General features: G+C 60.3%; 5 protein-coding genes. 2 read left to right on the top strand and 3 right to left on the bottom strand.

Annotation, left to right across the window (positions count from 1 at the left end; all coding sequences use genetic code 11):
• The 3 genes from AC4FAH_RS09840 to can all read right to left on the bottom strand — a co-directional run.
• Positions 1 to 680: ABC transporter permease (locus AC4FAH_RS09840; protein ID WP_490245961.1), on the bottom strand; the 680-nt coding region annotated here is incomplete at its 3' end.
• A gap of 325 nt (positions 681 to 1,005) precedes the next feature.
• Complete coding sequence (locus tag AC4FAH_RS09835) at positions 1,006 to 2,601, bottom strand: ABC transporter substrate-binding protein (protein WP_107334799.1); 1,596 nt, start codon at positions 2,599 to 2,601, stop codon at positions 1,006 to 1,008.
• Between the two features lie 956 nt (positions 2,602 to 3,557).
• Positions 3,558 to 4,211 carry a carbonate dehydratase gene (gene can / locus AC4FAH_RS09830; protein ID WP_131432044.1) on the bottom strand — a complete coding sequence of 218 codons (654 nt, stop codon included), beginning with the start codon at positions 4,209 to 4,211 and terminating at the stop codon, positions 3,558 to 3,560.
• Positions 4,212 to 4,594: 383 nt separating this feature from the next.
• Between can and gorA the strand changes: the two genes are divergently transcribed.
• A complete protein-coding gene (gene gorA, locus AC4FAH_RS09825) occupies positions 4,595 to 5,983 on the top strand; it encodes a glutathione-disulfide reductase (protein ID WP_043334248.1) in 1,389 nt (462 codons plus the stop codon).
• 535 nt (positions 5,984 to 6,518) lie between these two features.
• Positions 6,519 to 7,502, top strand: coding sequence for a TAXI family TRAP transporter solute-binding subunit (locus AC4FAH_RS09820; RefSeq protein WP_215824541.1), 984 nt, complete (start codon positions 6,519 to 6,521; stop codon positions 7,500 to 7,502).
• Positions 7,503 to 7,559: the final 57 nt, after the last annotated feature.

Raw genomic sequence — 7,559 nt, 5'->3', positions numbered from 1 at the left:
ATGAACAGCGGCAGCATGATCGAGGCCAGCGAGATGGCCGGCAGCACCAGGTGCCAGAGGCCGTCGGCTGTGAAGAAGCCGCTCGACCAGGTGCCCGCGACGTGTACCAGCTCACCACGTCCGTAGGAGGGCATGCCGCCATCGGTGGACAGCATGCCGTTCAGGACACTGCCCCAGGTGGTGTCGCTGGGGAACCAGTCCACCGTCACGCCGATCGCGAACAGCTGGATCAACACGATGGCGGTCAGGAAGACCGGCACCGAGATACCGATGATCGAGGTACCCATGAACAGGCGTGACAGCCAGTTGCGCGGGCGAATCGCCGCGAACACCCCGATGGGCGCCGAGAGCAGGATGATGATCAGGCTCGAGGCCATCACCAGTTCCAGCGTGGCGGGCAGGTGCTTGAGAATCACCTCGGTCGCTGGCTGCTTGTAGAAGTACGAGTTGCCGAGATCGCCCTGCAGGGCATTGCCGGCAAAACGCAGATATTGGGTGATGAAGGGGTCGTTGAGGCCCATTTCATCGCGCATGACTTCACGCTGGGCTTCCGACACGGCCTGGCCGGTCATCTCGCGCAGCGGGTCGCCCAGGTTGTCCTGGATGGCGAAGCTGATGATGCTGATCACGAACATGACCAGTACGGCGTGCATCAGGCGTTTGATCAGAAAGGCAATCATGGATCGCCACCTTCCTCGTGAACATCACGGTCTCGCGCGTGTCGGCCCTATCCATGCTGGCCGATCACGCTGGGTGTCAGGTATCCCGCCTGTCGCTGGCCTGCCATCGGGCACAGGCTCCCCAACCCATCACCGAGAGGCGATGACCAAGGGGGAAGAACAGGCGGGGGTAAGTCGTCGCGTTCAGGTCAGCAGGGCAACCAGAGAGTTCGCTTAGGCTATCTCCGGTTGCCTGACTTGCCTGTCGCGAGGGGTGCGTGGCCAGGAACATGGCGCTGAACGATGCAAGGCGGTTCAGTGCCTGTCCCTCACTCACGCGGCGGGATCACTCCTGGTCGATAACCAGATCCCCCAGGTACGGGAAGTTCATCACGTTCAGCACCGGCTCGATGTTGACGCCATCACGCGCGCCCCAGGCCAGGTTCTGCCAGTGCAGCGGCACGAAACCGGCATCGTCGTAGACGGCTTTCTCGGCGGCCTGCAGCATCTTGGCGCGCTTCTCGGTGTCGGTCTCCAGGTTGGCCTCGGTGACCATCTTGTCGACGTCCGGATTGCAGTAGTTGCCGGAGTTGTACTGACCGACACCGCTGTCGGCATCCGGGCAGAAGGTCAGGAATTCGAAGAAGTTGGCACTGTCTTCGGTGTCCGAGTGCCAGCCGATCATCATCATGTCGGCGGCGCGCGCATCATATTCCGGCCAGTACTGGGCCTTGGGCAGGGTCTTCAGGTCCACCGTGATGTTGATCCTGGCCAGCATCGAGGCCACGGCCTGGGCGATCTTGGCGTCGTTCACATAGCGGTTGTTGGGCGCCATCATGCTGATCTCGAAGCCATCCTCGTATCCGGCTTCCTTCATCAGCTCCTTGGCCTTGGCCACGTCATAGCGCGGCGTAAGCTCAGGATTGTGGCCCTGATAGCCATCCGGCGACATCTGGGCGGCGGGGGTCGCGAAGCCTTTCATCAGCTTCTGGGCGATGCCTTCCTGATTGATGGCGTAGTTGACGGCCTGACGGACGCGCTTGTCCTTGAAGGCTTCGACACGCTCCTGGTTCATCTGGAAGGTGATGATGCGGGTGCCGCCCATCTCGACCAGGTGCACGCCATCCTGCTTGCGAATGCGTTCCAGGTCGGTCGGCGGTACCGGCGCGATGAAGTCCATGTCGCCGGAGAGCAGCGCCGCGACACGCGTGGCGTTTTCCTTGATCGGTGTCAGCACGATGTCATCGACGTTACCCGGCGATTCGGTATCCCAGTAATCCTCGAAGCGCTCGAAACTGATCTTCACGCCCTGCTGACGGTCCGCGACCTTGTAGGGGCCGGTGCCGGACTCGTTACGTGAGGCGAAGGTGTTGGCCGCCTTGGCGATCTCATCCTTGGCCTTGCCGTCTTCGGTCTCACCGGAATAGAACGCGCTGTCCATCGGGAAGATATAGGTGGCGGCATTCAGCACCAGCGGGAACGGCTTGTCGGTCACCAGATCCACGGTGTAGTCATCAACTGCCTTGACGTCGGTGAACGGTGCAAAGATGGCCTTGAAGTCGGCACTCTTCTTGAGGCGCTCGATGGTCCAGACCACATCCTTGGCGGAGAAGTCATTGCCGGAGTGGAACTTGACGCCTTCGCGCAGGTGGAAGCGCATGGTGTTGTCATCGACACGCTCCCAGCTCTTGGCCAGGCGGCCATCGAAGCCGAGGTCCTTGTTCCAGCGAATCAGCGGGTCGTAGACCATGTGCGACAGCTGCAGGGTGCCGCCGGAGAGCTGCTCGTGGATATCGAGGGTCACGGGGTCAGCGTCGTAGGCCATGCGCAGGGTGACGTCTTCGGCCATTGCCGGAGCCGCCATGGCCAATGTCGCGCTGCCGATCAGCGCACACAGGGTCTTCTTGGGCAAGAAAGACTGGAGGGCATTCTGACGGGTCATGAGCATCCCTTTGCTTGTGTAGTTTGATTGTTGTTGTGGCGATCCGGCGCGGCTGTCGAGGCAGACACGCAGGATCGTTCTAACAGTAGAGAGTCACTTGGTCGCGGGACAATCGAAATGTTGAGTAGCCGGATGCAGGTGGTGAATAGCCTTTTCCTGACCACGCAACCTCATCCAGGCTGGTGCAGGGCGCGAGATCGACGAAGCGACACCCCGGATGTCTCACAGCGTCGCCATTTGTCACCTTAATAACGCCGCAAGCTGCGCGTGCTTCCTCTCAGGGCAATACGGAGCGATTCAGCCCTGCCATATGCTGGGCAAGCCACCGTGACACTGGTCTGCCTCGTTCACGCAGCAAGCCTTCATGACAAGAAAATCACAATAGAATCAATCACCTGAGACAGATGTAGTAATCGAGTTCTTGCAAGATTTTGGGACGCGGTGTGGCGGTTGTGTGTATCAGTTCCGTCAGCCGACAGCGCCTGGTTGAGAGACATTGCGTACGCTGAATACCGCCAATCCGGCTTCACGCCACCTGGCGATAAACAGACACCATCAGCGGCAGAAAAGCCGACAGGATAGGCAGTGATTCTCCAATGCGTGCAGTCTCTGCACTTGATTGGTGCGCATGGCGTTCTGCGACCAAAGTTGCGCCTCAGAGGCCCTCCACGAAGGCCTGCAGGGTCGATACTGCGCTGTAAAATTCCCGAACGCTTCGCTGAAAACACGTGAAAGACTTCTCGGCGCAGGTGACTGCCAGGCCTGATTCCATTCAATAGATGCCAAGGCAGTCGACGCTGGAAAGCACTGACAGAGGGAGAAAGGCGCTGGAGGATCGGTCTTGATAAGAGGGAGGCCTGAAACGCGACGCGCCTCCCGAGTGGGAGGCGCGTTGGAGGGCACTGATGTTGCTACCGGCATCCAGCAGCACCGGCAGCTGGATCAGGTCGGCCTGATCAGTCCTGCTGCGGCAAAGGCTCGATGCGGTCCACTCGATACAGCTGCGGCACCTGTGACAGGTTGCTGATGGTGCAATCGAGGTTGTTCACTCGACCATCGGACAGGCCGTAGACCCAGCCGTGCACTTCCAACTTCTGACCGCGCTCCCAGGCACGCTGCAGGATCTTGGTTCTGGCCAGGTTCTGCACCTGAGAGCGGACATTGAGTTCGCACATGCGATTGACCTGCTCATCCAGTGGCAGGTCCTTGAGCTCGTCATAGTGCAGGTTGTAGAGCTCACGCAGGGTGTGCAGCCAGTAGTCGACCATGCCATTGTCACCGCCGGTGATCGAGGCACGTACGCCACCACAACCGTAATGGCCGACGATCATGATGTGTTCGACCTTCAGGACATCGACGGCGTACTGGATCACCGACAGCGCGTTCATGTCGTTGTAGTGGATCAGGTTGGCGACATTACGATGCACGAAGACTTCGCCGGGCGGCAGGTCGATGATCTGGTTGGCCGGTACGCGGGAATCCGAGCAGCCGATCCACAGAAAGTCAGGATTCTGCTGGTCCGAGAGGCGCTTGAAGAACTCAGGGTCGCGCTCGGTCATGGATTCAGCCCAGACCTTGTTTTGCTCAAGCAGCTTTTCGATATTGCTCATGGCAGGGAGACCACTTTTCAAATGACGGGGGCAGGGGACGGTTGTCGCACAGGGGCGTTGGCCGTGGTGCCTCTCGGGCGCAGAGCCTCTTGGCTCAGACCCATGAGGCAGGCATTCACGGCAGCGTCAGGCAAGACCTCAGGGGGCTAAGGTTACGAGCAACAATGTTACCCGCCCGCGGAGCGCTTCGCCAATGACGGTGCAAGCCCCTGTGCCAGCACGTTGTAACTTTTGTCTAACATGCTTGTTGGACATATTTACCGTGTCAGAGGCCACAGGGTCAACCTGAAGGCCGATACGCGGGTAACCGTGCCCAGCGACACGGGACTCCCGAGGCCGCGCGAGTCCTGATACCATGTGGCCAATTCATCAAGGAGATTCCCGTGACCGATCAGACCCATCAGCCTGCGACAGGCCAGTTTGACTTCGACCTGTTCGTCATTGGTGCCGGCTCCGGCGGCGTTCGCGCTGCCCGGACCGCCGCTGCGACCGGCGCCCGCGTTGCCGTGGCAGAAGACCGCTACCTCGGCGGTACCTGTGTCAATGTCGGTTGCGTGCCCAAGAAGCTCTACTCCTACGCTGCCCACTATCATGACTCCTTCAAGGACAGCGCCGGCTTCGGTTGGGATCTGGGCGACGCCCCGCGCTTTGACTGGGCGACCCTGCGCGATCGCAAGACCGCCGAGATCTCTCGTCTGAACGGCATCTATCGCAATCTGCTCAACAATTCCGGTGCCACGCTGATCGAAGGCCGTGCCAGCATCGCCGATGCCAACACCGTCGTCGTCAATGGCGAGCGTCACACCGCAGCCAAGATTCTGGTCGCCACCGGTGGCTGGCCGTTCCTGCCGGACTTCCCGGGTCGTGAACATGCGCTGGATTCCAACCGCATCTTCGATCTGGAAAGCTTCCCGAAGCGCTTCTTCGTCATCGGTGGCGGCTATATCGCCGTCGAGTTCGCCAGCATCTTCAATGGTCTGGGTGCCGAGACGCACCTGAGCTATCGCGGCGACCTGTTCCTGCGCGGCTTCGACAACGAAGTGCGCGAGTTCACGCGTGACGAGATGGCCAAGAAGGGCGTCAACCTGCACTTCAACACCACGGTCGAGTCCATCGACAAGCAGGGCGACGTCTACAGCGTGCGTCTGAGCGATGGCCAGGTGCTGGAAGTGGATTGCATCCTCGCCGCCACCGGTCGCAAGCCGAACATCGAAGGCCTGGGGCTGGAGAATGTCGATGTGGCGCTGAATGTCGATGGCACCGTACGCGTCAACGAGCGCTTCGAGACCACCACCCCGTCCATCCTCGCGCTGGGCGACATCATCGGCGGTCCGGAACTGACGCCGGTGGCGCTTGAAGAAGCCATGCACCTGGTGCGTGCGCACTTCGGCGACGGCGTCGTGGGTGGCCTGGACTACGACAGCATCGCGACAGCGGTATTCTGTCATCCGAACATCGGTACCGTCGGCCTCAGCGAGGAAGCGGCGCGCGAGAAGTTCGACAGCATCCGCGTCTACACCGCTGACTTCCGTCCGCTCAAGCACACCCTGTCCGGCAGCGATGAGCGCAGCCTGATGAAGCTGATCGTCGATGACGCCAGCGACAAGGTCGTCGGCGTGCACATGGTCGGTGATGAAGCCGGTGAGATCATGCAGGGCATCGGCATCGCCGTGCGTGCCGGCCTGACCAAGGCCGACTTCGACCTGACCGTGGGCATTCACCCGACGGCAGCGGAAGAGTTCGTCACCATGCGCAGTGTCACGCGCACCTGACAAGCCAGTCGCATAGACGGCTCGTCGAAATGACTGAGCTTCGGAAAGGCTGAACGTCGAAACAGAACGTCGAAAACAGAACGCCCCACGGCCTTGCCGTGGGGCGTTTTTGCATGCGTCTTCTGCGTGCTCCCAGGCGTAAATCAACTGCGAAAGGGGAGTCATGGTTACTGAGTAACGGTGCAGGTTACACAGTCAGCAGCAGCGACTATCTGAATCCGCGCTGAAAGTTGCACGCAATGAGGAAGCGGCAATTCTCGTGTGGCGGGGGACAAGTCGCTGTCTGCGCAGTTCACTGCCAACACCTACACCTTTCGTAGCATAAAGCATGACAAGCTGGTACTCGCGCACTTCAGCTATGCTAGGCTCAGTGCAGCGTTATGCACCTCAAATTACTGAAATATCAGCCATGTGGCAGTGGATATGCCTGAAAATCGGCCTGTTTTACACGCGTTACAAGCAAGGGCCTGGCCGGTATCGAGGTGCACGACGGCAAGACCAATAACAAGCCAGCAAAGGGAGTTTCAACATGACCATGATCAAGAAGTCGCTGACAGCGGCGGTCGCGACCGCAGGTCTTGGCCTGATGGGGATCTCCGGAGGCGCCAGCGCCGCCGAGCAGACCTTCGTAACCATCGGCACCGGCGGTGTAACAGGCGTTTACTATCCGGCTGGTGGTGCAATCTGCCGCTTGGTCAACCGTGGCAAGGCCGAACACGGCATTCGCTGCAGCGTCGAGTCCACGGGCGGTTCGGGCTACAACCTGAACAGCATCCGTACCGGCGAGCTGGACATGGGCGTTGCCCAGTCTGACGCGCATTACAATGCCTATGAAGGCAAGGGCGATTTCGAAGACTTCGGCCCGAACAAGGACCTGCGTTCACTGTTCTCCCTGCACCCGGAACCGTTCACCGTCGTCGCTCGCAAGGACAGCGGCGTGACCGAGTTCGACCAGCTGGAAGGCAAGCGCATGAACATCGGCAACCCGGGTTCCGGTCAGCGCTCGACCATCGACACTCTGCTGTCCTCGCAGGACAAGGACACCAGCGTGTATTCCGTGGCCTCCGAGCTCAAGGCCTCCGAGATGTCTTCCGCACTGTGTGACAACAAGATCGACGGTTACGTCTACGTCGTGGGTCACCCGTCCGGTTCCATCAAGGAAGCGACCACCACCTGTGACGCCAACATCGTCAATGTCACCGGCGACGCCGTCACCAAGCTGGTCGAAGAGAAGCCTTACTTCTCCGTCGCGACCATCCCGGGTGGCATGTACCGCGGCAACGATGACGACGTGACCACCTTCGGTGTCCGCGCAACCATCGTCTCCAGTGCCGAAGTCGAAGACCGCGTCGCCTACGAAGTGGTCAAGGCCGTGTTCGACAACTTCGATCAGTTCCAGCGCCTGCACCCGGCGTTCCAGGTCCTGAAGAAGGAAGAGATGGTCAATGCTTCCCTGACGGCGCCGCTGCACGATGGTGCCAAGCAGTACTACAAGGAAGCTGGCCTGCTGAGCGAGTGATATGCCCTGCGCGCCTCGCCTGCGAGGCGCCATGCATGAACGCTCACCCTGCGCTCA

The organism is Cobetia sp. (genome assembly GCF_983723665.1).
This window is presented reverse-complemented; position numbering and strand designations above follow the sequence as displayed.